This window comes from Sphingobacterium sp. HMA12, from assembly GCF_002933815.1.
In the GTDB taxonomy this organism is placed as follows: Bacteria; Bacteroidota; Bacteroidia; order Sphingobacteriales; family Sphingobacteriaceae; genus Sphingobacterium.
In genome coordinates this window covers 405,276-429,229 of record NZ_BEYR01000002.1, presented here as the reverse complement: position 1 = coordinate 429,229, position 23,954 = coordinate 405,276, and the positions used below count along the sequence as shown (strand labels likewise).

General features: G+C 41.5%; 21 protein-coding genes. 17 read left to right on the top strand and 4 right to left on the bottom strand.

Annotated features, from left to right (window positions below; genetic code table 11):
* Positions 1 to 2 precede the first annotated feature (2 nt).
* Entirely contained in the window at positions 3 to 1,058 is a 1,056-nt protein-coding gene (locus HMAT_RS15455; protein ID WP_104383745.1) for a DUF2157 domain-containing protein, read from the bottom strand.
* A gap of 294 nt (positions 1,059 to 1,352) precedes the next feature.
* On the opposite strand from HMAT_RS15455, the gene uvrA reads away from it, so the two are divergent.
* The 5 genes from uvrA to HMAT_RS15430 all read left to right on the top strand — a co-directional run bounded on the left by uvrA (position 1,353) and on the right by HMAT_RS15430 (position 8,951).
* Complete coding sequence (uvrA, locus tag HMAT_RS15450; RefSeq protein WP_104383744.1) at positions 1,353 to 4,196, top strand: excinuclease ABC subunit UvrA; 2,844 nt, start codon at positions 1,353 to 1,355, stop codon at positions 4,194 to 4,196.
* 185 nt (positions 4,197 to 4,381) lie between these two features.
* Positions 4,382 to 6,262, top strand: coding sequence for a DNA mismatch repair endonuclease MutL (mutL, locus tag HMAT_RS15445; RefSeq protein WP_104383743.1), 1,881 nt, complete (start codon positions 4,382 to 4,384; stop codon positions 6,260 to 6,262).
* A gap of 13 nt (positions 6,263 to 6,275) precedes the next feature.
* Positions 6,276 to 6,953 carry a rhomboid family intramembrane serine protease gene (locus HMAT_RS15440; RefSeq protein ID WP_104383742.1) on the top strand — a complete coding sequence of 226 codons (678 nt, stop codon included), beginning with the start codon at positions 6,276 to 6,278 and terminating at the stop codon, positions 6,951 to 6,953.
* An 11-nt stretch (positions 6,954 to 6,964) separates the two neighbouring features.
* The gene (locus HMAT_RS15435) at positions 6,965 to 7,843 is read left to right on the top strand and encodes a rhomboid family intramembrane serine protease (protein WP_104383741.1); all 879 of its coding nucleotides are present in this window, start codon (positions 6,965 to 6,967) and stop codon (positions 7,841 to 7,843) included.
* Entirely contained in the window at positions 7,788 to 8,951 is a 1,164-nt protein-coding gene (locus tag HMAT_RS15430) for an endonuclease/exonuclease/phosphatase family protein (RefSeq protein ID WP_233789359.1), read from the top strand. The genes HMAT_RS15435 and HMAT_RS15430 overlap by 56 nt, the downstream gene beginning before the upstream one ends.
* Here HMAT_RS15430 and HMAT_RS15425 read toward each other — a convergent pair.
* Positions 8,941 to 10,551: a S41 family peptidase gene (locus HMAT_RS15425; RefSeq protein ID WP_104383739.1), complete on the bottom strand. Its 1,611-nt coding sequence runs from the start codon at positions 10,549 to 10,551 to the stop codon at positions 8,941 to 8,943. The genes HMAT_RS15430 and HMAT_RS15425 overlap by 11 nt on opposite strands.
* 256 nt (positions 10,552 to 10,807) lie before the next feature.
* On the opposite strand from HMAT_RS15425, the gene HMAT_RS15420 reads away from it, so the two are divergent.
* From HMAT_RS15420 to HMAT_RS15400, 5 genes are all read left to right on the top strand, one after another.
* A complete protein-coding gene (locus HMAT_RS15420) occupies positions 10,808 to 11,377 on the top strand; it encodes a hypothetical protein (RefSeq protein ID WP_104383738.1) in 570 nt (189 codons plus the stop codon).
* A 192-nt stretch (positions 11,378 to 11,569) separates the two neighbouring features.
* The gene (gene fumC, locus HMAT_RS15415) at positions 11,570 to 12,967 is read left to right on the top strand and encodes a class II fumarate hydratase (RefSeq protein WP_104383737.1); all 1,398 of its coding nucleotides are present in this window, start codon (positions 11,570 to 11,572) and stop codon (positions 12,965 to 12,967) included.
* Positions 12,968 to 12,970: 3 nt separating this feature from the next.
* Positions 12,971 to 13,501 (top strand): fumarate hydratase, encoded by a 531-nt coding sequence (locus tag HMAT_RS15410; protein ID WP_233789358.1) that lies wholly within the window; start codon positions 12,971 to 12,973, stop codon positions 13,499 to 13,501.
* A gap of 174 nt (positions 13,502 to 13,675) precedes the next feature.
* Entirely contained in the window at positions 13,676 to 14,827 is a 1,152-nt protein-coding gene (locus HMAT_RS15405) for an MFS transporter (protein ID WP_104383736.1), read from the top strand.
* A gap of 17 nt (positions 14,828 to 14,844) precedes the next feature.
* Complete coding sequence (locus HMAT_RS15400) at positions 14,845 to 15,846, top strand: acyltransferase (RefSeq protein WP_104383735.1); 1,002 nt, start codon at positions 14,845 to 14,847, stop codon at positions 15,844 to 15,846.
* A gap of 18 nt (positions 15,847 to 15,864) precedes the next feature.
* Here HMAT_RS15400 and HMAT_RS15395 read toward each other — a convergent pair whose 3' ends face one another.
* Both HMAT_RS15395 and HMAT_RS15390 read right to left on the bottom strand, forming a co-directional pair.
* Positions 15,865 to 16,329, bottom strand: coding sequence for a copper resistance protein NlpE (locus tag HMAT_RS15395; protein WP_104383734.1), 465 nt, complete (start codon positions 16,327 to 16,329; stop codon positions 15,865 to 15,867).
* Positions 16,330 to 16,652: 323 nt separating this feature from the next.
* Positions 16,653 to 17,027 (bottom strand): DUF3127 domain-containing protein, encoded by a 375-nt coding sequence (locus tag HMAT_RS15390; RefSeq protein WP_077437102.1) that lies wholly within the window; start codon positions 17,025 to 17,027, stop codon positions 16,653 to 16,655.
* A 77-nt stretch (positions 17,028 to 17,104) separates the two neighbouring features.
* Between HMAT_RS15390 and HMAT_RS15385 the strand changes: the two genes are divergently transcribed.
* The 7 genes from HMAT_RS15385 (at position 17,105) to HMAT_RS15355 (ending at position 23,812) form a co-directional block, all read left to right on the top strand.
* On the top strand, positions 17,105 to 18,283 hold the full coding sequence (locus HMAT_RS15385; RefSeq protein ID WP_104384023.1) for a class I SAM-dependent RNA methyltransferase: 1,179 nt from the start codon (positions 17,105 to 17,107) through the stop codon (positions 18,281 to 18,283).
* Positions 18,276 to 18,923, top strand: coding sequence for an HD domain-containing protein (locus HMAT_RS15380; RefSeq protein WP_104383733.1), 648 nt, complete (start codon positions 18,276 to 18,278; stop codon positions 18,921 to 18,923). The genes HMAT_RS15385 and HMAT_RS15380 overlap by 8 nt, the downstream gene beginning before the upstream one ends.
* A gap of 110 nt (positions 18,924 to 19,033) precedes the next feature.
* Positions 19,034 to 19,801 (top strand): glycerophosphodiester phosphodiesterase family protein, encoded by a 768-nt coding sequence (locus HMAT_RS15375; protein WP_104383732.1) that lies wholly within the window; start codon positions 19,034 to 19,036, stop codon positions 19,799 to 19,801.
* Between the two features lie 171 nt (positions 19,802 to 19,972).
* The gene (locus HMAT_RS15370; protein WP_104383731.1) at positions 19,973 to 20,809 is read left to right on the top strand and encodes an endonuclease/exonuclease/phosphatase family protein; all 837 of its coding nucleotides are present in this window, start codon (positions 19,973 to 19,975) and stop codon (positions 20,807 to 20,809) included.
* A 159-nt stretch (positions 20,810 to 20,968) separates the two neighbouring features.
* Positions 20,969 to 21,796, top strand: a complete 828-nt coding sequence (locus tag HMAT_RS15365) for a DUF4197 domain-containing protein (RefSeq protein WP_233789357.1) — start codon at positions 20,969 to 20,971, stop codon at positions 21,794 to 21,796.
* A gap of 162 nt (positions 21,797 to 21,958) precedes the next feature.
* Positions 21,959 to 23,221, top strand: a complete 1,263-nt coding sequence (gene pepT / locus HMAT_RS15360) for a peptidase T (RefSeq protein ID WP_104383729.1) — start codon at positions 21,959 to 21,961, stop codon at positions 23,219 to 23,221.
* 27 nt (positions 23,222 to 23,248) lie between these two features.
* Positions 23,249 to 23,812 carry a nitroreductase gene (locus HMAT_RS15355; RefSeq protein ID WP_104383728.1) on the top strand — a complete coding sequence of 188 codons (564 nt, stop codon included), beginning with the start codon at positions 23,249 to 23,251 and terminating at the stop codon, positions 23,810 to 23,812.
* Positions 23,813 to 23,954 lie beyond the last annotated feature (142 nt).

The following is a 23,954-nucleotide window of genomic DNA, read 5'->3' as shown; positions in this document are numbered from 1 at the left end:
ATTTATCCTCCAAACTCTTCTTTTCGCCTGTTCCATAATTTCTCTGCCCAACGGCCTACAAACCAGAAAGAAACTGCAAGAATCAAGAAAAATACCGCTCGATTGATGTTATCCCACAGATATTCGACATAACGTGTATAGATATTCAACACCAAAAACACAAAGCCCACCTCGCGGGTGACATTGTCTTTTGCTTTTAATCCATAAATCACAAGAAATGCCGATACTGCTGTGGAGAGAATACCCCAATAAAACATGTGATATTGGCGTACGGTGGTCCATTCATAAAAATCCGAATAGTTGCCAAAAATAGACAGCGTCCACAAGGAAACCATGAGGTAAATCAAACCAATGATATAGCTGACCGGCTGAAATATCTGCAAGCGTTCGAAGCGTGGCTGCGCCCACACTGCCGCTGCCGTAATTATAGCACCGAAAATAGTGAACCGTAAGGGATAATTCATTCCCCAGAATTTAAAGCCCCAATTGCTATGGTAAGCTGTCTCGGTGGCAAACCAAACACCGAGTGCCAATAGCATAAACGTCCAGATCAGCTTGCTATCGAGCTTTACGGCGAGAATTCCGTAGATCGCGACGGACAATAAAAACAAGAGCGAATAATGCATGGTATCCTTATCCAATACCTTACCCATAAAGCCGATGCAGGCTGCCGTTCCGAATACGCCGATCAGCATCATGGTCTCCGTGGACAGGTTCTTGTAGGGATAGCGTTTTTTATAGCGAAAGCCCAAGGTATAGAACAGCACAGCTACCGCAGCAAAAAAGAAGCAGAATAAAATATTGGGTGCTTCGTAAAGGGTATCAACAAAAGCGAGGAAAGAAGCATCCGTAAACAACGAAAAGACAGCAAATACCAGGGAGGCCAGCGCTATCCAAAAGGCGTAACGTGCCAATTGTCCCCAGTCGAAACTTTTGACATCGAGGCTATCCATCAGTTCGTCGGCTTTTTGTTCATCCAATAGATTTTCCTTTTTCCAAAATTGGACAATATCTTCGATGGATTGTTTTTCCTGTTTGCTGACGTCGTATTTTCGCATTATTATTGTATTGATATTGTAGAACAAAGAATAAGTATCTCCCTGTTTTATTTTTATTTTTTAGGTCCTGTACAAACTTAGGGCTTACAAGGTTATCATAGTCACCTTAACCGACCACAAGATAACAATTACCTTCGTAACTTTCCTAAATCTTCAAGTTATCACAGGATATCCAAATCACATGTATATCACATTTTATTCCAAAAGTCAGATATGCTCGCATAATTCCTTTAAAATCTGTAATTTTGCATGTTTTGCATTTTATCCCTTTTACACGGGTTTTAAGGAGTTTTCATGGCAGTAAAAAGAAGCCCAGATTTGGGCGAACAGAGTGAAGTTCAGGTATTTGGAGCGCGTGCGCACAATCTAAAAAATATAGATGTTTCTTTTCCGAGAAATGAATTGGTTGTTATCACCGGCTTAAGCGGTAGTGGTAAATCTTCCTTGGCTTTTGACACCATCTATGCAGAGGGTCAACGCCGGTACATGGAAACTTTTAGTGCCTATAGCCGGCAATTTTTGGGCGGTATGGAACGTCCGGATGTCGACAAGATATCAGGTTTGAGTCCTGTGATTTCCATTGAACAAAAAACAACGAGCAAAAATCCAAGGTCAACTGTCGGAACAATCACAGAAGTATACGATTTTATGCGTCTTTTGTTTGCCCGTGCCGGTGAAGCATTCTCCTATGTCACTGGCAAAAAGATGGAGCGTATGTCTGACGATCAGGTGATCGAACGTATTCTGGATGAGTTTGAAGGCCAAGCGCTCAATATCCTCGCTCCTGTCGTGAAGGGACGTAAAGGTCATTATCGTGAGCTTTTTGAGCAAATTCGCAAACAGGGCTATGTCAAGGTACGCGTGGATGGCGAAATATTGGATTTGATTCCAAAAATGCAAGTAGACCGCTATAAGATTCACGATATTGAAATTGTCGTTGACCGTCTGAAAATAGAGCGTGAAGATAAGAAGCGCTTGCAGACCTCGGTGATGCAAGCGATGAAAACGGCAAAAGGTATTATCAAAGTGTCTACCAAAGACAATCAGGAGCAATTTTATAGCCGTTACCTGATGGATGCCGAATCCGGCATCTCCTACGATGAACCGCAGCCAAATACATTCTCATTTAATTCACCCTATGGTGCCTGTCCGACATGTGATGGATTAGGCTATATTTTCGAGATTGATAAAAACGCAGTCATTCCTGACAAGAAACTTAGCATTCAGAAAGGAGGCCTGGCGCCGTTGGGGCCTACCCGGGAGAACTGGACGTTTGAAGTGCTTAAAGCCGTAGCCAAAAAATTGGATTTTGCTGTCACAACTCCATTGGAGAAACTTAATGATGAGCAGGTCGACCAGCTTTTGTTTGGCAATAAAGAAGAACCGATCGTCGTCACCGTTTCCTACGGAAGCTACGGCGCCCGTGAATATCGCGTGGAATTTGAGGGGATCTTCAAAATGCTGGAGGAATTTTCCGGTAAATCTTCGGATGAAGCACCTTCGTTGGATGATTTCAGAACCAAAGTTACTTGCCCAACTTGTGCGGGAGCACGGTTAAAAAAAGAATCGCTGCACTTTAAGATCGCAGACAAGAATATCCATGAACTATCGACATTAGATATCTCGGCATTAAAAGAATGGTTCGATCAGGTGGAAAGCAAGCTGGATGAACGCCAGCTGGTCATTGCGACGGAAATACTCAAAGAAATAAGGGCTCGTCTGGGCTTTCTATTGGATGTAGGCTTAAACTACCTGACACTGGATCGTACGGCAAAAACATTATCCGGCGGCGAAGCACAACGGATCCGTTTAGCGACCCAGATTGGCTCACAGCTGGTGAATGTACTTTATATTTTGGATGAACCGAGCATCGGGCTACACCAACGGGACAATGAACGTCTTATCAACGCACTTAAAAACTTGCGTGATATTGGCAATTCGGTCTTAGTGGTTGAGCATGATAAGGACATGATCCTTCATGCCGACTATGTGATTGACATGGGGCCGGCGGCGGGTGTACATGGCGGCACTGTTGTCGCGGAAGGCCAACCCAAGGAGATCTTAAAATCAGACTCCTTGACCGCAGCTTATCTTAATGGGAAAAAAGAAGTTAAAATTCCCGAAAAACGTCGTGAGGGCAATCACAAAACACTGTCGATTCATGGCGCTACAGGGCATAACCTCAAGAACCTGACCGTAACATTTCCGCTCGGCAAATTGATCGTTGTATCGGGGGTTTCGGGATCCGGTAAATCCAGCTTAATCACCGGTACGCTCTATCCGATCCTGAATAAGCATTTCTTTCGTGCCAAAGCAACCCCACTTCCATTCAAAAAGATTGAAGGCCTGGAGCATATTGATAAAGTTATTGAAATTGATCAAAGCCCGATAGGTCGTACACCACGTTCCAATCCTTCGACGTATACTGGTGTATTCTCCGATATACGCACCTTGTTCGTTCAACTTCCGGAAGCAAAAATCAGGGGCTATAAACCGGGGCGTTTTTCGTTCAATGTCAAAGGTGGCCGTTGTGAAACCTGTCAGGGTGCAGGCTTGAAAGTAATTGAAATGAACTTCCTGCCCGATGTACAGGTTCCTTGTGAAACATGCCACGGAAAGCGTTATAACCGAGAAACTTTGGAAGTGCGCTACAAGGGCAAATCTATTTCAGATGTACTCGACATGAGCATCAATGATGCAGTCGATTTCTTTGAAAACGTGCCAAGCATTTACAGAAAAATCAAGACCTTGCAAGATGTAGGTTTAGGTTATATTACCTTAGGCCAGTCTTCTACAACCTTATCCGGCGGAGAGGCTCAACGGGTGAAGCTTGCCACGGAACTTTCCAAGAAAGATACGGGAAATACATTTTACATTCTTGACGAACCTACCACAGGACTTCATTTTGAGGACGTTAACGTGCTTATGGGGGTGATTAATCGATTGGTGGACCGAGGAAATACCGTATTGATTATTGAACACAACCTTGATGTTGTCAAATCGGCCGATTGGGTGATTGATATTGGTCCTGAAGGTGGAAAAGAGGGTGGTCAAGTACTATTTGAGGGAACCCCAGAAAATTTAATTAAAAACAAGAAAAGCGAAACCGCACGTTTCTTAAAATTAGAAATGCAATAGATACTAATTTTTGAGAATGTGTATTTTTTGATCTCATGCATTCATGCGGTCCGGGTCTATGTTGTGCTTCGGAATGGTATCCTAACAGGATTTTAAAGAACGGCTGGTTGAGCCTGTTCCTCATTCCATTTGGGACACGAGCTAAGCAACAGATTTCATAAAGGTTTTTCGTAACTTTGTATTATATGTCGGATATTATTCAATTACTTCCAGATAATGTTGCCAATCAGATTGCGGCGGGAGAAGTGGTGCAGCGACCAGCGTCTGCCATTAAAGAATTGATTGAGAATGCCATTGATGCTGGAGCTGACAAAATAAAACTTATTGTTAAAGATTCAGGTAAGTCGTTGATCCAAGTCATTGACAATGGCTGTGGAATGAGCGTAACGGATGCCCGCCTTTGCTTTGAACGTCATGCGACCTCAAAGATCCGGAAAGCAGAAGATTTATTTGCCATCCGTACCATGGGTTTCCGTGGAGAAGCAATGGCTTCCATTGCCGCAATCGCGCAAGTCGAACTAAAAACACGCCGTGTTGAAGATGAGCTCGGCACTGTTGTCGAAATAGAAGGATCAAAAGTTGTCAACCAATATCCAGAAGCTGTCGCTGCTGGAACAAATATTTTAGTTAAAAATCTCTTTTACAACATCCCTGCACGCAGGAACTTCTTAAAGAGCAACTCTGTTGAAATGCGTCATATCATTGATGAATTTCAACGTATCGCATTGTCCAATCCACAGATTTTCCTTTCCTTGCATAGTGATGGGAATGAAATCTATCACTTGCCTGCCGAAACACTGAAACAACGGATTGTCCATATCTTCGGAAACAATTACAACCAACGCCTTGTTCCCGTAGAAGAGGATACGTCCATTATCAAGGTAGAAGGCTTTGTCGGTAAACCTGAATTTGCGAAGAAAACACGTGGTGAACAGTTTTTCTTTGTCAATAAACGCTTTGTACGCGACCCTTACCTGCACCATGCAGTGATGAATGCGTACGAGGACATCATGCAAGCGGAGACCTTCCCGTTTTATGTGCTGTTTATTGATATAGATCCTGCCCGTATTGATATCAATGTACACCCTACAAAGACTGAGATCAAATACGAGGATGACAAAGCGATCTACGCCATCATCCGCTCAGCGGTGAAAAGATCATTGGGACGCTATAATATCATGCCTTCTTTGGATTTCGAACAGGAGACCAGCTTCTCCAATCTGATCACAAAGAAATCATTGGATGAGATTATTATTCCGACAGTCACCTTCAATCCGGACTTCAACCCTTTTGACACCGACAAATCCAAATCTTCCTATTCCAGATCGGACAGCTATGCGGAAGGCTTTGCCAAAAAAACCGGGGGAATACCAAGCAATTGGGATTCATTATACGAAATCGTGGAAAAAGAAGAGTCTGTACAACTCCCCCTGCATACGGATTCAGAACAGGAAACGGATCGCCCACAGGCCATCCAGGTAGAAGATAAAACTTCGTCCAAATTATTTTTTCAGCTGCACAACAAGTATATTGTTTCACAGATTCATTCTGGATTTATCCTTATTGATCAACAGGCTGCGCACGAACGCATTTTATTTGAACAGTTTCTGGCACAACTTGATCAGCATAAGGGCCTAAGCCAGCAAAGTCTATTCCCACAGACGATAGATCTCAATCCTTCGGATAATGAATTGATGAAAGATTTATTGGACGACATCAATGGTCTGGGATTTCAGATTCGTGAATTTGGAAAAAATTCCTATATTATTGACGGAATTCCAGCGGATTTGGGAACAGGCTTTGATGAGATAAAAATGATTGAAAAGATATTGGAAGATTTTAAGAATAATCAATCCGAGTACAAGCTGTCAAAAAGGGAGAATCTGGCGAAAAGTCTTGCTCGTAATGCAGCGATCAAACCGGGCACACAGCTTGACAACACGGCTATGGCCGAGCTGGTTGATAAGCTCTTTGCCTGTCAATCACCGAATATCTCTATCTATGGCAACCCTGTGATCGCAACATTTACCTTGCAGGAATTGGCAGAAAAATTTGGCAAAAACTAGAAGATAAAACTATATGTTTCAACAATTGACACCCGTTATCAAGAATTTACTGATCGTAAATATTGTATTCTTTTTAGGATCACAGTTCGTGCCCATTGCGTATAATTATCTTCCGGTTTTCTATCCGGATTCGCCTTATTTTAAAATATGGCAGATAATCACGCATATGTTTATGCATGCTGACCTTGGCCACATCTTTTTCAACATGTTTTCTTTGGTCATCTTTGGTCCTATGATCGAGCATGTCCTCGGTCCAAAACGTTTTTTGAACTTTTATCTTATTTCGGGTATCGGTGCCTGGCTATTGCAAATGGGCGTTCAGGGTGTTGAAATATATAATGCCACAGGAAGCTTCTTCCCTTTACACCAAAGTCTGGATATGTCGATGTTAAATACCTCCAATCCGGGATTAGTACAAGAGATATATACCTCCCGTATGTTGGGAGCTTCTGGCGCAGTATATGGGGTGTTGCTTGCTTTTGCATACCTTTTTCCAAACATACCGCTTCAATTTTTGTTTATTCCTGTACCAGTCAAAGCGAAATATATGATCGGTGGCTTTATCTTGATCGAAATCTATATGAGCTTATCCAGACCGGGAGATTCAGTAGCCCATCTGGCTCACGTCGGCGGGGCATTGTTCGGTTATTTGCTGCTCAAATTCTGGAAGGTTAGAAAGGGAATCTATTAATAGCGTGTGTAATGAATAACATTGGTTTAAAAGATTTTTGGAGACAAACGTATAAGACTGGTTCGCCGATTCCGATTGTGATCAGTATACAGGTTTGTTTATTTGTCCTCATCTATTTTCTGGACCTTCTTTTTGAGCTGAAACTTGTCTCACAAAGTTTTTTACAGCCGATTGTACAGCATTTGAGTTTGCCCAGCAATTTTTCGAGCTTCTTAGCACAACCTTGGTCATTGATTTCATCCAACTTTGTCTATGTACAGCTTTTAAATTTGATTTTTGACAGCCTTTGGCTGTATTGGGTTGGCCAAATATTTTTCACCTTCTTAAACAAGAGGCAGTTTTTCTTTGTTTATATCGCTTCCTGGCTCCTCAGCAGCTCCTTATATGTTGGCTTTGGCACACTGATACCGCCACCCACAAGCTTGCATTTAATGGGCGGAGCCCATCCGTTGGCGGCTGTCCTTGCGGCAATTGTCACCTTGGTACCAAACTACGAATTACGGCTGTTACTTTTTGGTACGGTTAAATTAAAAATAGTAGCCATTGTCTATTTTGCACTGGAATTTTTATTTTTCACTCTTGGCAATAGACCTGCAGCGATCTCATATTTTGCAGTCGTACTATTTGGTATGGCTTTTACCTATGCCCTCAGATCCGGAATGGACTGGTCTACACTTTTTCAGAAAAAACAAAAAAGACCTGCAAAAATGAAAGTTGTTGTAGGCAATAATATACCGACAAATCGGAAACATCGTTATGACTTACCCAATCAGGATGAGATTGATGCCATCTTGGATAAGATTTCAGTATCTGGTTACGAAAGTCTGACACACCATGAAAAAGAAACGCTCTTTCGAGCAAGCAATAGTGGCGACAAGGTTGATGGATAGAAGGACTTTTTTAAGAAGAAAACTGGGATTTATAAGCAAAACAATGTTTCTGGCGAATATGCTTGCGATCATTGCTTTGCTCATGAGTTATTCAGCAACTTTCATCAATCCGAAATCTTTTTGGCCCATCGCATTTCTTGGGTTAGGCTATCTCCCCATTCTGCTCGTTAATATTGGTTTTATCTGTTACTGGCTGCTTCGCAAACGAAAAGTTGCGCTGTATTCGCTGGTCGCGATCTTAATCGGCTGGCCATTTCTAACCAAACATTGGAATATCCGAAAAGAAAATCCGCCAGTGCCTCCCGAGACGCGGACGCTACGCATTATGACCTTCAATGCACATCTGTTCAAAAAGGTCAATGATGAAAAAAAAAGCTTTAAGGCTGATGTCGTGCGTATCATTGATAGCATCTCACCGGATGTGATCTGCTTTCAGGAATATATCAGTAAAATCAAAGGGAAACATGTCTTTTCCGAGGAGTTCAAGGACAAGCTGGGTTACGACTATTTCTTCTTTGAGCCTAGTTCAAAAAATGACTATGAAGCCTATGGCATGGCTGTTTTGTCCCGATTTCCCATCTATGATTCCGGAACGATCCGTGACAATGATTACGGCATTAATAGAATCTGTTATGTGGACATCAAAAAACAGGATACACTAATTCGCATCTACAATATCCATCTACGTTCTTTTGCTCTTCAGAATGAAGATAAGGAGTTTATCCAAAACTTGTCCAACAAGAATGAGAACGACAATACAGCAACACGTCGACTGAGCAAAAAACTAAAAAATGCCTTTGAGCTCCGTAGTGAACAGGCGCATTCGCTAAAAAAACATATGAATGACTGTCAATATCCTTACATCGCTGTTGGTGATTTTAACGATACACCGATGAGTTATTCTGTAAATTTAATTGGAGGCGGCATGTATAACGCCTTTAAAGAAAAAGGAAATGGCTGGGGCGTAACACATCATTCGCTTTTGCCAATTTTTCAAATTGACTATATCTTTGCCAGCCCTAAATTTCAGGTCATGAATTACCAGGTCGTCAAACAAAAGCTATCAGACCACTATCCGGTATGGTCAGATCTACGGCTTAAACCTTAGGCATCTGATAGCCCAGCGATTTAAGACCTATTTCTATGAATTTATCCCTTCTATTTTTTATTTTATAATAGGCTTCCCGACCAAAATAATATCGCCCAACCAAAGCTTCGATATCCGACTGGATCAGATCATGTAGGTTTTTTGCTTCACTTGCGTTAACCGAAATCCTTTTCTGTGCATTCAGGAAGGCGATAAATAAATCAAACTCCGCAGCTGGCAAATGGTAACCACTGATAAAGTTTTCGATAGAATACGCTGGCAGATGTTTTGTAAAACGATCGTACACAAATTCCTCAATTGCATTGGAATGAAAGATCTCACGATATTTAGCACTTGTTTCATTGGTATCAATCGGGATGTTCACATCGGGTAATATCCCGCCACCGCCAAAAACCAATTTCCCTTTGCTTGTCGTAAACATTTCCTTTTGACCAAATTCGGTATCCAGTGTCCAGAGATCAAATCCGGTCATGTATTTTGCGGCATCAAAATTAGCGCGGCTATATTTACGTTGGATACATCTGCCGAGTGGTGTATAATAACGCGCCACAGTCAGATTCACTGCCGAACCATCGGAGAAATCAAACTGTTCCTGAACCAAGCCTTTTCCATAGGATCGTCTTCCGACGACAGTGGCCCGATCCAAATCCTGCAAGGCACCACTCAGAATCTCACTCGCTGATGCCGTGCTTTCGTTGATCAATATGACAACACGCCCGTCACCAAACTCCCCCGGTTTCTCTGAATAATAATCCTGACGTTGTTCATTGGCTCCTTCGGTATACATCAACAGCCTCTTTTCTTTAAAAAACTGCCCAGCTAAATCTATGGCTGTATGTACAAATCCGCCACCGTTATTCCGTAGGTCCAAGATAAGGTCCTGGGCCCCGCTTTTACGCATATCAATCAGCGACTGTTTGAATTCGTCTGCGGTCTTATGTCCAAAGCGACGGATCTTGATATAGGCAGTCTTGGGCGCGATCATATAAGACGCATCCAAACTGGTAACGTTTACCTGGTCACGAATGACTTTCAACGGATTAACGAGTGTCTGTCCATTCCTTTGGATCGAAATAAGTACCGCAGTTCCTTTCTTACCACGGATCAATTTTTCAATTTCCGCCTCAGGCACCTTTTTCCCCGCCAGATCTTTGTTGCCGATTTTTAGGATACGATCACCGATCCGCATGCCACTTTTCTCTGCAGGTCCGGCAGAGACCATTCCCACCACAAGCAGCGTATCCTTTAAACGAAAATACTCCACACCTATCCCATCAAAGGAACCTTCCAGAGTCTCCTGTTTAGCGAGTACCTGATTAGGCCGCAAAAAGGTGGAGAAAGGGTCAAGGCGGGAAACGACGTGCTCTATCGCTTCATCTTGCACGGTATCAACACTGATATTGTCTACGTAATTTTCGGAAATCAGCTGAATCAAGTATTGTAATTTGTCTGAATTACCGTTGGAACCTAAACTGGAAAAGGTTGTTTTCTGGTTGCTCCCCTGTTCTTCGGCATAATTTTGTCCCAACAGCAAGCCAAGAAGCAATACTGCAGCATATGTAGCAGCTACAAAAATATTTCGCTTAATACTCTTTTGCATAGGAAAAATCCAGTGTTTATAAACAGATAAACTGTGTTTGCGCGTTCATGAAATTACTTCCCAAAAGTAACAAGTTTATTCGGTTTAATCCGTACACAGCTGCATAATTTTACATTAAAAACAAAAAATTGTCGTTAGCTGTTCATCCTTAAAAATTAGTACTTTCTGCATTGTCAGAAAATACGAAATAGCAAACATGAAACTTGCAAATAAGCTTAAATTTATCTTAGTTTGGACTTGGAAAGGAATTTAAAATATGCACGAAATCGAACCTTATTACAATTGGCGTGACTATTACATCGCCGCAGAAGACGAACAATCACCATTCTATGGTACTGTCTATAGCGAATTCGATTTCGACAAACAGATTTACAACTTTTTGCTGCATCCCCAATGGGATGAATTCGGGTCGCTCACACTCTATCTAAAGGTGTTATTTGTCGATTATGAAAAACAATACTGCATTATCGAACTGATCGGCGAGTGGAATGATGCCATATACAATGACATTATGTTACTGAAAAGGGAACTTATCGATGTCATGGTCAGTCAGGGGATAAAATATTTTATTCTTATTGGTGAGAATGTATTGAATTTCCATTCTTCGGATGACTCTTATTATGAAGAATGGTTCCAGGATATTGACGATGGCTGGATTGCTGGCGTGGGCTTCCGGGAACATGTCGTCGAAGAGTTTCAGCAGCAGAATATCGACTATTACATCAATTTTGGCGGAGCACTGAATGAACTATCCTGGCGTACATTAAAACCAAAACAAGTATTTCATCATGTGAATGAATCCCTGACAAAGCGCCTTGGTTTTTGAGTGATTTAGTATTTAGTAATGCGTATTTAGATTTTGGTTATACAAGCCTATGGCTTACTAATTATTTCAATTTTTGATTTTTACCTTTTAATTTTTACTTTTTACTGTATTATCCGTTAACTTTGTGATCGATGTGTTGTGTGCCATGCACACATACCGATTAATTTTTACGTTTTACTTATACAAAACAATATGTCATTCAGAATTGAAAAAGATACGATGGGTGAAGTTCAGGTACCTGCAGATAAATACTGGGGTGCACAAACGGAACGTTCACGCAACAACTTCAAAATCGGACCGGCAGCTTCTATGCCTCATGAGATCGTTGCAGGTTTTGCTTACTTGAAAAAAGCAGCGGCTTATGCAAACCACGAATTGGGTGTTTTACCTGTTGAAAAACGCGATGCCATTGCAGCTGTATGTGATGAGATCCTTGCAGGCAAACTAGACGACCAATTCCCTTTGGTGATCTGGCAAACTGGTTCGGGCACACAATCCAACATGAATGTGAACGAAGTTGTGGCAAACCGTGCTCAAGTATTAGCTGGACATAAGATTGGTGAAGGAGAACCTGTATTAAAAGCAAATGATGACGTCAATAAATCACAGTCATCAAATGACACCTTCCCTACTGGAATGCATATTGCGGCTTACAAAGCTGTTGCTGAAGTTACTATACCGGGTGTGGAAAAACTGCGTGATACATTGGCAAAAAAAGCTGAAGAGTTCAAAAATGTGGTTAAAATCGGTCGTACACACTTAATGGATGCGACCCCATTGACATTAGGTCAGGAGATTTCTGGTTATGTAGCTCAATTAAACCATGGTTTAAAAGCCTTAAGAAATACACTTTCACACCTGTCCGAATTGGCATTAGGTGGTACTGCGGTAGGTACTGGCTTAAATACACCAAATGGTTATGATGTAGTTGTTGCGAAATATATCGCTGAATTTACAGGCCTTCCATTTGTTACGGCTGAAAACAAATTTGAAGCTTTGGCCGCACATGATGCTATTGTTGAAACGCATGGTGCATTGAAACAATTAGCGGTTTCATTGAATAAAATTGCAAACGATATCCGGATGTTGGCTTCCGGCCCACGCTCAGGTATCGGTGAAATTCTTATTCCAGAAAATGAACCGGGATCATCTATCATGCCGGGCAAAGTGAATCCTACGCAATGTGAGGCCTTAACCATGGTCGCTGCTCAAGTAATGGGGAACGATGTTGCCATCACCATTGGCGGTACACAAGGACATTATGAATTGAACGTATTCAAACCATTAATGGCAGCAAACTTCTTACAGTCTGCACGTTTATTGGGTGACGCCTGTGTGTCTTTTGAAGAGCACTGTGCTGCCGGTATCGAGCCTAACTACAAACGCATCAAAGAATTGGTTGACAACTCATTGATGTTGGTAACTGCATTAAACACGAAAATTGGTTATTACAAAGCGGCTGAAATTGCACAAACGGCGCATAAAAACGGTACTACACTTAAAGAAGAGGCAGTACGTTTGGGTTATGTGACTCCAGAAGATTTTGACGCTTGGGTGAAACCTGAAGAAATGGTTGGAAGTTTAAAATAAGCTGTGGCAATAATTTCAATAAAAAATATATCATCAAAAACATACCTATCGGCTCTTGCCATAGGTATGTTTTTCTTTTTTACCGCCTGCAAATTCAATTCGGATATGCAGGGTGAAGGGGCTTCGTTTTTACAGGGCGAATGGGTACAGGACAGTATTCCGGGACAAGGCAAGATGCTGCAATATACATTGACGGAGTTTAAATTTACCTGTGATTCCGTTTACGCGACAATGCACGTAAACAATAAGGTACAAACGATTCCCGATAGCTGTTATAAAAATGGTTCTTGGACAGAACACGCCAAAGGGATTTATGTCCTGCGTGGCGACTCTGTTATTGTAGATGGTATTTATACCAAAGAAAATGGCAAGCAAAAGATTTCGGGCTGCTATCTTTCGGGGCAATATATCCCACGTTTTAAGGTCGTCTATCATGCTGCGGATTCTGTGGTACTGGAAAGCCGGTTTGACCAACGCCCTATTGTGCTCAGAAAGACCAAGGATATCACTTGTGTACCTAAGAAGAGATATTAGTATTGAGACATTAGGATTTAGACTTTGTTCTCTATGCAAGCCTTTGGCGGGTCTACTTCTACCTTATCTTGATCGATAGACTCGCCTCAAGGGATTATTACATCGATAGAAAAATCAACATGTAATAACCCGTTTTTTATTTTTACTTTTGCCTATCAACTTCCAACCATCCATATGAACAAAGGAATCATTGCCTTAGCTTTTGGAGGACTTGCCATCGGAATGACGGAATTCACGATGATGGGAATCCTGCCCGATATTGCTAAGGACTTGCAGATCGAAATCCCAACTGCGGCCCACCTTATTGCCCTATACGCGCTAGGCGTGGTTGTGGGTGCCCCGACATTGGTCTTATTTACGGGTAAATATCCTCCCAAAAAGGTCTTACTCTTTTTAATGCTTCTGTTTTTTATTTTCAACGGTTTATTCAGCATAGCGCCGGGACAGTTTTTGATCAGTCTCTCCCGTTTTATGGCTGGACTCCCACATGGCGCTTTTTTTGGTGTAGGATCTGTTGTGGCGGCTAGGCTCGCCCCAAAGGGAAAAGAGGCCCAGGCCATCTCGATCATGTTTACAGGTATGACAATCGCGAATCTGGCAGGGGTACCCTTAGGCACCTATCTTGGCCATCACTATTCCTGGCGCCTGACTTATGGTATTATCAGTATACTGGGCCTGATTACCTTCGCGGCAATATATGCCTGGATGCCAAAAATTGAGGCCTCTAAAGGAAATAATATTTTCAATCAACTGAATTTTTTCAACAAAAAAATTGCGTGGCTGCTCATGGCGATTATCGCAATCGGTACTGGTGGTTTATTTGCCTGGATCAGCTATATTGCTCCTTTGGCAACCAAGGTTTCTGGCGTTCCAGCTGACCGTGTACCGCTGATTATGATATTGATTGGGGTTGGTATGTTTTTTGGCAATCTGATCGGCGGAAAACTAGCCGATACCATTTCGCCAACAAAAGCAGCAATTGCAAGTTTTTCGGCTATGGCTCTGTGCCTCGTTATGGTGTATTTTATCTCACCGCTAGGTTGGACAGCCTATCCACTGGCCTTTATTACAGGTTTGGTCTCCTTCACCATCGGCTCGCCGACACAACTGATGTTGATTCGGGCTTCCAAAGAAGCTGCAACGTTGGCTGCAGCAGGCGGACAAGCGGCATTTAACCTCGGGAATACACTCGGTGCATTTTTAGGGGGAATTCCCATTACATTGGGGCTGGCTTACAATACCCCTTCACTGGTGGGTGTAGGTATGGCAAGTATTGGCGCCCTGCTGACACTGCTTTATCTCAAGGTTTACGACAATAAAAGTTAACAGTTAAAAAAATTCAAATGGCCCGAAGCAGTTACATCAGTGTATTGCGTATCATAGCAATCTTTTTGATTATCCTGATCCACTCCTCTTCGGGCTATTTAAACAGCAATGATTTCGATTCTTTCGATTGGAATTATGCCAATTGGATCAATAGCTTCTCCCGTTTTGCCGTCCCCCTCTTTGTCATCATTTCCGGCGCATTGCTTTTGCAGAGAGATGAAGATACAAGTACATGTTATAAAAAACGCCTGTTTAAAATTATTCCACCATTTATCTTTTGGACCATTGTCTACCTAATCTATTATTTTATCCGGTACATCGATTTTGAGTATGTGGGTTTTCCACAAGTTATTAACATTGTGTTAATTCGTTTAAAATCAGGAAGCAACGCCCACCTTTGGTACCTCTACATGCTGATCGGACTCTATCTGGCCATTCCTTTTCTACGAAAAATGATCCGGAATTGTTCAAAAAGAGAGATTGAGATTTTTTTATGTCTGTGGTTTGCTGCATTATTTTTCAGCAATAAATGGTTTAATGCCTACCTACCAAATTTTGACCTTATGTTCTTTTACGGCTATACGGGATATCTTGTCTTGGGTTATTATCTCTACAACCATCAACTCGGGCAGCTGAAATGGTCTAGCATGCTGTTCTTTATAGGCTGCTGTCTGATTACAGGTTGGGGTACCTATTGTTTAAGTCTTGAAAAGGGAGAATTTGACCCCACACTATACAATTATCTATCGCCCAATATTGCATTAAGTGCAGGTTTTTTATTTGTATTTATTCAATGTCTAAAGCTCCCAGAAAGGTTAAGTGCTTTCTGGGAATTTATCGACATTCATAGTTTTGGCATTTATTTAAGCCATATCCTACTCTTGAACTATATCCATCCGCTCATTCCCTTAGCCACGCTATGGAAAATTCCGGTAGCAGCAATTCTTACGCTGCTCTCAAGTGCCCTGCTAACTTACTGTCTGCGAAAGATCCCATTTGGGAAATATGTCAGCGGTTAGTTCAATTTGGTCCGGTGCTTATTTTTCACCTTCGACTTTATTATAGACATAAAGGTGTGCATTAGGGCCTTCAATCTCTTTTCCATCCTGATCCAGCCCGATCAGTTTATTTTCACCTACCTTTAATTTCATGTTGGTTTCTTTGCCGGTCAGATGTACAACCGAGCCGTTATCATGCCACATCACCTTACCCGAATCTTCAACTTTGGTGTTCTTATTGATATATTCACTTACAATCGAGAAAGTGTTGTCATTCTTTAAGGTAATATTTGTTTTGATGCCTTCACAGTCAGCACAGGGAATGGTTGCTTCGTACTTGCCCGGCCAATCCAAAGAATTCTGAGACGTATGGGTTGTATCTGCTGTCATCGTTGTATGATCGGATGAATCTGACGCTACCACTTGTTGATTTTCCTTTTTTGTCTGATTGCAGGCGCTCAAAGAAAGTGCTGCGAGGCAAATAAATAATACGGATGATTTCATATTTCTGCTATTTTGAGTTAAATCTACCGGGTAACAAGCAATTTCGGCGCCAAGAAATGTTTATCCAAATCTAAAAAATGCATCGCCGTTAAAATAATGAAGCGGTGTATAAAAAATAAAACGAAGCGGATAGGAATGGTATGGCGGTCCTGATATCTATGGTTGCCCTGAGATTGTAGCATAGGCTGACAAAGGAAAATAAAAAGGACCGCCCAATCGTTGGACAGCCCTATTTATATCGTATACTGTACGACAATACATGCCATAAACATGTTATATTTATAGCACAATGTGCCTACAGGAATTGCATGTCTTATTTCAGACTAGAACGGTAAATCATCATCATCTGATGAGCCAGACAAATCTACAGGAGCGGGCATATCCGCATAACCCGGAGAAGATGGTGCCGGTGCAGCATTTCCTAATTTTGTCACACGCCATGCAACAAGTGAATTGAAATATGTCGTCACGCCATCTTTATTTGTCCAAGGACGGCCACGAAGATTAAAAGACACCTCTACCTCTTCGCCAATAGCCAGGTTATCAAAAATTGAAGTTCTGTCTTGTGTTGATTCAAAACGGATATACTCAACAAATTGTGGGTTTTCGGCATAAGCTACAATCATATCACGTTTTTTGAATGATTCTGTCACTTGTTGTGTCGCTCCTATCTCGTGTACTTTTCCTCTAATTTCCATAATCAAAAAAATAAATATTAAAGCGTAAAATTAAGCAATTTTTGAGGAAGAGTTTAATTAACTTTGTACAAAATATGATGGAAGTTTTCAACACCCCCAATAAAGTTATCATTACGTGCAATAAACGCTTATCGCCGTATTTGCAACAGGAAGTTAAAGAGTTAGGTTTTGACATCGTCAGAGCATTTCCTACTGGAGTCGAATTGAAAGTCAGTGTAAATGATACGATCAAGCTCAATCTGAACTTGCGTACCGCTTCGCAGATTCTATATTCGTTAAAGGAATTTTCGGCCAACAATCCCACGGAGCTTTACGAAGAGCTCAGCGGGATTGCCTGGGAAGAACTGATCCAATTCGATGGCTATTTCTCGGTAAGCTCCAATGTGGACAATGAAACAATCAGTACGCCTCTATTTGCAAATGTGAAGGTGAAGGACGCGATTGTAGATCGTATTAAAGATAAAAAAGGCATGCGCCCGAATTCTGGTCCGGAAAACAACAAAGCTGTCGTTCACCTTTACTGGAAGGATGACCGTGCGGAAATTTTCCTTGATACTTCAGGCGAGACACTTGCCAAACATGGTTACCGCAAGATTCCGGGCAAGGCTCCCATGCTGGAAGCTCTGGCAGCTTCAACAATTATTGCATCAAAATGGGATGGTGTATCCGCTTTTGTCAATCCGATGTGTGGATCTGGAACACTGGCCATTGAAGCGGCATTGATCGCTACCAATAGAAAACCAGGACTACTGCGCATGAATTACTCATTCATGCATTTCATCGGTTATGACGAAACTGTTTTCTTTCAGGAACGTCGCTTGTTAAAAGATCAGATCAATAAAAAAGCAGCTCCTCAAATTATTGCTTCGGATATCTCCGAAGAAGCGATCAACGTTTCCAAGATGAATGCTCGCACGGCAGGTGTGGAACAATTAATTTCATTTGAAGTATGCGATTTTGCCGAAACACACGTTCCTAAAGAAGGTGGTGTCATCTTATTCAATCCTGAATACGGTGAACGTTTAGGTACGCATACCAAGTTGGAAATTACTTATAAACGCATGGGTGATTTTATGAAACAGGAGTGCAAAGGTTATAGAGGCTATATATTTACAGGTAATCCGGATCTAGCAAAGAAAATTGGTCTCCGTGCGTCCAGACGTATAGAATTTTATAACGGTAAATTAGATTGTAGATTATTAGAATACGAATTATACGAGGGTACTCGCGAAAAAACAAAAGTATTGTATGAATAACATTATTGAACGCACAGTCGCATTTGTGCAAGATCGTTTGAAATTTGCGGAAGCAGGCCATGATTGGTCGCATATTCAACGCGTATGGAACAATACGAAGTTAATTTTAGAAGATGAAGAAGCTGATGTCATGGTCTGCGAATTAGCCGCACTCCTGCATGACATCGCTGATAGCAAATTCCATGATGGTGACGAAACAATTGGCCCTCGCGTTGCCGGAGAGTTTTTGGCAAGTCTGGAAATTTCTCCGGAAATTATTGACCATGTCAAAAAAATCATCTTTAACATGTCTTTCAAAGCAAGTTTGGGTGAGGTCTCTTTCCATTCCAAAGAGATGGAAGTTGTACAGGATGCCGACCGTTTGGACGCCATTGGGGCGATAGGTATCGCACGTGCATTTAGTTTCGGCGGAAATAAAGGCCGGGAAATGTACAACCCCAACATCCCCGTACAGGAATATAAAGACAAGGAAGCCTACAAACATTCTGAAGCTCCGACAGTTAACCACTTCTACGAAAAGCTACTCTTGTTGAAAGATAAGATGAATACACAGGCCGCAAAAAGAATTGCTGAACACCGCCACCAATATATGCTCGAATTTCTAGATGAGTTCATGGCAGAATGGAATGGTAAAAAATAAATTACAGTTAACAATAACTAAATATAAAAGTGGTATTTTAGATCTTGTAAATCAGGATAAAAAGTACCACTTTTTTTATGCTGTAAAAATCAGCTTTCAAACTAACACATATGAAAAAATACATTTTTAGCTGTCTGACGTTGGCTATGGTCATTTCATCGGCAACATTATTTGCACAGACCAAAGCGATTGCACATCGTGGCGTATGGAAAAACAGTCATCTTCCTCAAAATTCCATTGCCTCTTTAAAAGCCGCACATGAACTTAAACTTTTTGGATCTGAGTTTGATGTACACCTCACCAAAGATAATGTCCTTGTTGTCAACCATGACAATGATTTTTATGGTATCGACATCGCAACAGCAACGTATGCGGAGCTCCTCGCCAAAAAACATCCCAATGGGGAATCCATTCCAACATTGGAAGAATATATCAAAACTGGGAAAAAATTGAAAGGATTACGCCTGATATTGGAATTAAAAACCAATAAGCTCGGCGTTGAGCGCACGCTTGAGGCCGCAACAAAATCTGTCGAAATGGTTAAAAATCTAAAAGCAGATAAAATCACGGATTACATCGCTTTCAGTTTTGAAGCTTGCCAAAAAATTCATGAGCTCGCTCCAAAAGCAAATATCCAGTACCTGAATGGCGACAAATCCCCTACAGATGTAAATGCGGCAGGAATCAACGGTCTGGATTACCATTTTTCGGTATTCAAAAAAAATGCGAGCTGGTTGCAGGATGCACATCAATTGGGCATGAAAGTAAATGCCTGGACAGTCAATACGGAGGAAGAAATGAATAATCTAATTGGACAAAAAATAGATTTCATCACAACAGATGAACCGGAATTGCTGCTTCAGGTATTGAAAAAATAAATGACAAAAATGGAATACTACGCAGCTATACAAGATGAGAGAGCAGGTATTCCAAAATAATTATTCCAATGAAACCATCATGATTTATTCGATCACACTAGGGATTGAATAACCGAGCAAAGCGAGCTCATTTATGCCGATGAGATTAACACTTATAAATAATTAATATAGATGAAAAAATACTTTATTCTCGCAGCAGCATTATGCTTATCGTATATTTCCTATGCACAAGATTTTATTGCAGCGACATACAATATTAGACAAAGAAATACGGTAGATACTGGTAATATGTGGGTTGACCGCAAAGTGCCTCTGACTAATTTGATCAAGTACCACGGTTTTGATATATTCGGTGTTCAGGAAGCCTTTCATGATCAGGTTCAGGATCTAAAAACGTTACTTCCGGGATTCGACTATGTCGGTGTAGGTCGCGACGACGGCGCACAGGAGGGTGAACACTCCGCAATTTACTACAATACCAATCGGTTCAAAGCCATAAAAAGTGGCACGTTCTGGCTTTCAGCAACAGATACCGAACATCCGAATAAAGGTTGGGATGCGGCCTTACCGCGTATCTGTACCTGGGGGATTTTTGAAGATAAAGCCAATAAAAAGCGATTCATTTTTATGAACACGCATTTTGACCATATCGGACGTATAGCGAGAACGGAAAGTGCGAAATTGATTTTGGCCAAAGCAAAAGAATTTGCACAGGATCTCCCGTTGATCTTAACCGGTGATTTCAATGTGGATGAAAAAGATGAAGCTTATTTTACCCTCGCTAATAGTAAAGTGGTCACTGATGTACACGAACTGTCTCCACTTAAATATGAGCCGAACTCTTCGTTTAACGGCTGGGGAAAAAGTCTCAGGGCATCTGGCCGTATTGATCATATTTTTATCACAAAGCCTTTCCAGGCAAAGAAATATGGTATTCTGACAGATACTTACATGAGTAAATTCCCTTCTGACCACTTCCCTGTTGTGACAACACTTTCGTGGAAATAGGCCGGCAGGGACTGCTGTGACAATTTAGGATCTTCGTTGCAGTGGGGTTGTGGCGCATCTGCTACGGATACGGACAATTTCATGGAAAGAACAGCCGGCAATTTAAACTTTTACAAAAATTAACGGTCGATATCCTTAATTTTGACAGCAAAACATATCATGATGAAATTTCCATTACTATATTGTACCCTATTTGTTTCGGGGCTTTTGTACTCCAACAACAGTGAAGCGCAGATCTTTAAAAAGATTAACGAAGCCTTGAACAAGGCAAGCCAGGGTCAAACCGATAGCACAAAAACGACGAATTCTCCAACTACTGGATCTCCGACTTCTGGTTCAAATAAATCGAACACTTTAGCTTCCTTATCAAGTAAGGATGCATCACTTGGTATCAAGCAGGCTTTAAGCAATGGTCTTAATGTAAGTATTGAGTCTCTAGCAAAAAAAGACGGCTTTTTAGGTGATGCAGCGGTCAAGATTTTAATGCCTGCTGAGGCTCAAAAAGTAGAAAAAACACTTCGCGCTGTGGGTATGGGCAAACTATGCGATCAATTTATCCAAAGCATGAACAGAGCGGCAGAAGGGGCCGTAAAAGAAGCCGCCCCAGTATTTGTGAATGCATTGTCTAAAATGACCATCACCGATGCAACCAATATTCTATTGGGTAGCAAGCAGGATGCTGCAACGACATTTTTCAAAACAAATACATCCGCTGAATTGACGAGCAAGTTCAGTCCGGTCATTCAATCGGCAATGGGCGTGAACAATGTAGACCAATATTGGACACAGCTGACCAGCGCTTATAATAATCTGCCGCTGGGCAACAAAGTAGAAACCAACCTTACCGCTTATGTTACACAAAAGGCCATAGATGGTTTGTTTATTAAGGTCGCGGATCAAGAATCAAAAATTAGAAATAATATCGGTGGAAGCAGAAATACAAATATCTTGCAGAAAGTATTTGGCTATGCGGATGAAAAAAAATAAGCTAAACTTAGGATTAGTCCCGGAAAAAGATAAAGGATTTTAGCGAGATATTACCTTTAATAAACAAGACTTGTCAGTTTATTGACAAGTCTTGTTTGTTTTTGGCCGAAGCCCGTTAGAATTTGTAAATTTGGTCACCCTTATCATATTAGGGCGATAAAAATGAGCACATTTGATATTAATAACATAAGTGACTTTTCAGTTTCGGAAAGATTTCAGCGCTACGTACAGATTGACACACAATCGGATGTAAATTCTCCGACATGTCCGTCAACGGAAAAACAGAAAAATCTGGGCAAATTATTGGTAGAGGAATTACTATCATTGGGTATCTCGGACGCAGCTATGGATGAAAATGGTTACATCTATGCGACTATCCCCTCCAATACAACCAAGAAAGTTCCAGTGATCTGCTTCTGTTCTCATATGGACACTTCTCCGGATTCTTCGGGCAAAGATGTAAAACCTCTGGTCCACCACAATTACCAAGGTCAAGATTTGGTACTTCCGGACGATACGAGCATTGTGATCAAATATGCAGAGCATCCCGACCTGGCCAATCAAATCGGAAACGATGTAATTACAGCCAGCGGAACAACACTATTGGGGGCAGACGATAAAGCGGGTATTGCTGAAATAATGGATGCTGCCCGCCTATTAATGAAACACTCTGAGATTAAGCATGGAGCTATCAAGATTTTATTCACACCGGACGAGGAAATCGGCCGCGGAGTTGATAAAGCAGATTTAAAACGTCTGGCGGCAGATTTTGCCTACACCATGGACGGTGAAAAAGCTGGTACGATCGAGGATGAGACATTCTCGGCAGATGGAGCAACTTTAACAATCCATGGCGTCTCGGTGCACCCAGGTTTTGCAAAAGGAAAGATGCAAAGTGCGATTAAAATCGCAAGTGCCATCATCGATGCTTTACCCAAAGATAGACTTTCTCCAGAAAGCACCAATAAGAAAGATGGTTTTGTACACCCTGTAAATATCAGTGGAACGGTTGAAAAAGCCGAAATCCAATTTATCATCCGTGATCATGCGACAGCTAATCTTAAAAAACACGAAAATGAATTGGAAGCGATAGCAAAATCTATTGTTGAGCGCTATCCAAATTGTACTTATACGTTCACCGTAAAAGAGCAATACCGCAACATGAAAGAGGTACTGGATCAATATCCCGAAATTATGGAGATCGGTATGGAAGCGATTACAAGGGCGGGTATGATCGCAGAAAGACGAAGCATTCGTGGTGGTACAGATGGGTCACGCCTTTCATTTATGGGCCTACCATGTCCTAATATTTTCGCCGGTGGACACGCATTTCATGGGAAGCAGGAATGGGTATCAGCACAAGATATGGAAAAAGCAGTCAAAACAATTTTGCATGTTGTATCTTTATGGGAAGAAAAAGCATAAATACATTCTAAAATCAACATATTTTTAATGAAAAACGACGTTTTAAAAGCAATACACTACAGAAGATCGGTATTTCAGGCTTCTTTTACAGAAGAGGAAGTAAGCAAAGAAGATATCCTCAGCATTTTAGAAGCAGCTAATGCTGCTCCTACACATAAACGGACACAACCTTGGCGTTTTGTCGTCTTCCGCAAAGAGGGACTGCAACGCTTGGGTACTGAATTATCGCGCATCTATAAATCGGTTACGCCAGCAGAGAAATATACGGAAGCAACAGAGGTCACCATGGGCAAGAAAGCAACACAATCAAATGTTGCCATTGCACTAATTGTCAATTATACAGGTGAAGTGCCCGAGTGGGAAGAACTGGCGTGTACTGCTGCCGCTGTAGAAAATATGTGGCTCGCAGCACATTCGTTGAACTTAGGCGGTTACTGGGCAACACCAGGCTTAATTAATCATTTGGGCGCTTTCCTTAATCTGGAAGAGAACCAAAAATGTATCGGCCTATTTTACTTAGGCCATCATGAATCCGATGCACGCGAACCTGTACGTACGCCTATCGAAGAAAAAATTCGTTGGGAAGAATAAGGTAGCTTATCATAAATGAACAAGGGCTCGAATCATTCGGGCCCTTATTGGTTTTTCGATCCTTCGTTACCAATTGACTTCCTTACCAAAGGACATATACTGTCCGCACAAGCTATTGATTCCCCTATCAGTGCATACTTTA